Consider the following 2,551-nt stretch of genomic DNA (forward strand, 5'->3'; position numbering starts at 1 on the left):
CTCCGTACTAGAATGATTCCTCGCGTAGACGGTTGTTCTTACTTGCTGCTTGAATTGTATCAAAAACTGAAGGCGGTTGAAACCGCTACCGACTTGTCCCCGTGTCTAAAGCCAGGGGCTTGCGTCTCGTTCTTTGGTCAGGAGCGTAAATCCAGAAGTCTGAATAAAGAATTACAATTGGCGATCACCCGATCGGACAATTGTCATGAACGACTACTGTGATAGAGCTTATTTTGTCCCTACTTTACTATTTTTGACTGCAAATTGAAAAAATCAATGAAATATTTTACATGACCGCAAGCACTTTAGTCCGGGAACCCCGGATTCATCCGTGGAGCGAGAAAAAAGCTCCCCATCCTCATCACTAGCCCCCGGATTTATCAGTGGGAGCGCTTTCTTCAATCTGAAATCTAAAATCTAAAATCTAAAATTGATTGACTTTAGGAGTAAAAAATGCTGGATTTATTTAGCTCAGGGATCGTGTCTCTGTGGCTGGACATGGCTGGGGTAGGCAGTGCCGCGCCTAATGCTGCCTCAGTGCTGGCTTGGCGGGGAGGGATACCCGGGCTAGTGGTGGCCGAAGATTTGGCTTTTGGGGGAATAGATGCGGCAAATCCAGACTTGCCCGCAGAAGCGACGGTGCGGGAATATTTAAAAGAGTTGAAAGACAAGAAGCTAATTGAGGGGAATCAGGGAATTTGGGTGCAGGCGGGAATGGTGCCGCTGGTAAGTCAGCAGGGGACAGTGCTGATGCCTGGGGCTTCGCTGACTAAGATTGCGACTTCTCTGGCGTCGCTTACGACTTGGGGCGCGGATTATCAGTTTGAAACGAGGTTCCGAGGAACCGGGCCGATTAGCAATGGTGTATTGCAGGGAGATTTGGTGGTCAGCGGCGGGGGCGATCCGCTGTTTGTGTGGGAGGAGGCGATCGCCGTGGGCAATGCTCTCAATCAAATGGGTATAAATCGTGTGGCGGGAAATTTGGTGGTGACAGGCAATTTCCGCATGAATTACCAGTCCGATCCTGTGGTTGCGGGGGAGATACTGCGGCAAGCCCTCGATGGGAGCAGTTGGCCTGTTGACGTGGTGGCAATGTATTCTAAGATGGCTCCGGGAACTAGAAAGCCGCAAGTAACGGTGGCCGGCAGCGTGATTGCTGAGAAATTTGTGAGTTCGGGGCATTTGCTGCTGAAGCGCCGATCGCTCCCTTTAGCCGAAATTCTTAAGCAGATGAACGTCCATAGCGATAATGAAATGGCTCAGATGCTGGCAGACGATTTGGGCGGAGCAAAAATAGTGCAGCAGCAAGCGACTTGGGCTGCGGGGGTGCCGGAGGCGGAACTTCAATTGGTTAACGGTTCGGGATTGGGAGTGGAAAATCAAATGTCTCCGAGGGCGGCTTGTGGGATGATGCAGGCGATCGCCCGCAACCTTCAGACTACTGGGCTGACAGTTGCTGACTTGTTTCCGGTGTCCGGGCGCGATCGAGGAACTTTGCAACACCGACACATTCCGCGATCGGCTGTGGTGAAAACTGGTACTTTGGACACCGTAATTGCTTTGGCTGGAGCGATCCCCACGCGCGATCGGGGTTTAGTGTGGTTTGCAATTATTAATCGCGGCACTGATTGGGACTCTTTGAGAGAACAGCAAGATAAATTTTTGCAAAAATTGGTGCAGCAGTGGGGAACTGCATCGATTTTGCCACTAGCAATTACACCGCACATTGACGGCGCCAGACCTGCCTTGGGGGCAGCAAATCGCAGTGATATTTTGCTGGGAGGTTAAGAAATAGGGGTTGAGTTGGGGTTCGCACAAAGACGACCGACATAATGGCTTAGAATTGAAACACGACTATTCTGCAAGAAGATGATCAAACTGCGATTGAAGAGATACGGGAAAAAACGCGAGACAAGCTACCGGATTGTAGCGATGAACAGTTCTACCCGCCGCGACGGCCGTCCCCTAGAAGAGCTCGGCTTTTACAACCCCAGAAATAACGAAACCAGGCTGGATGTTCCAGCGATTGTCAAGCGCCTGCAAGAAGGCGCTCAGCCAACTGACACCGTGCGTGACATCCTCAGAAAAGCCCATGTATTTGAACAAGTCGGAGCCGGAGCCAACGTTGAATCCAGCACAACAGCAGTCAGCTAGTCCCAACTACGCTGGACTGGTTAAGTTTTTAATTGGGCCTTTTTTAGAGACCCCAGGCTCTTTGCGGGTTGATTGCGAACTGCACCCGCGCCAATCGCGGGTCTGGGTTAGGCTCGCTTTTGAAGATCCCGACAAAGGCCGGGTTTACGGTAGGGGCGGACGCAATATTCAGGCAATTAGAACTACGCTCGAAGCGGTGGCGCAGACGGCGGGTCAGTCGCTCTACTTAGATATATACGATGGCGAAGCGGGCGATCGCGCCTCGGGGCCGCCCAGGGGCGATCGCGATCGCCCGGATCGCGGGGGGCGCGGGCCGCCAGGCGGCGTCCGCCCCCCGCTGCCACCCCCGACGCCGCGGGCCGGAGCGAGCAGAACACCGAGAGAACAAAAACGCCCT

General features: G+C 53.0%; 4 protein-coding genes. All 4 read left to right on the forward strand.

The features are described 5' to 3' along the window. Window positions 1-222, forward strand: a 222-nt coding sequence (locus ACUVJL_RS35735; RefSeq protein WP_445250155.1) for a hypothetical protein, incomplete at its 5' end; no start/stop codon positions are given. A gap of 231 nt (window positions 223-453) precedes the next feature. After that, the gene (locus ACUVJL_RS35740) at window positions 454-1,788 is read left to right on the forward strand and encodes a D-alanyl-D-alanine carboxypeptidase (RefSeq protein ID WP_445250156.1); all 1,335 of its coding nucleotides are present in this window, start codon (window positions 454-456) and stop codon (window positions 1,786-1,788) included. Between the two features lie 81 nt (window positions 1,789-1,869). Continuing rightward, on the forward strand, window positions 1,870-2,154 hold the full coding sequence (gene rpsP / locus ACUVJL_RS35745; RefSeq protein WP_333255498.1) for a 30S ribosomal protein S16: 285 nt from the start codon (window positions 1,870-1,872) through the stop codon (window positions 2,152-2,154). Beyond that, window positions 2,126-2,551, forward strand: a 426-nt coding sequence (locus ACUVJL_RS35750) for a KH domain-containing protein (protein ID WP_445250157.1), incomplete at its 3' end; no start/stop codon positions are given. The genes rpsP and ACUVJL_RS35750, both read left to right, overlap by 29 nt.

Source organism: Microcoleus sp. OTE_8_concoct_300, from assembly GCF_031383065.1.
GTDB lineage: Bacteria > Cyanobacteriota > Cyanobacteriia > Cyanobacteriales > Microcoleaceae > Microcoleus.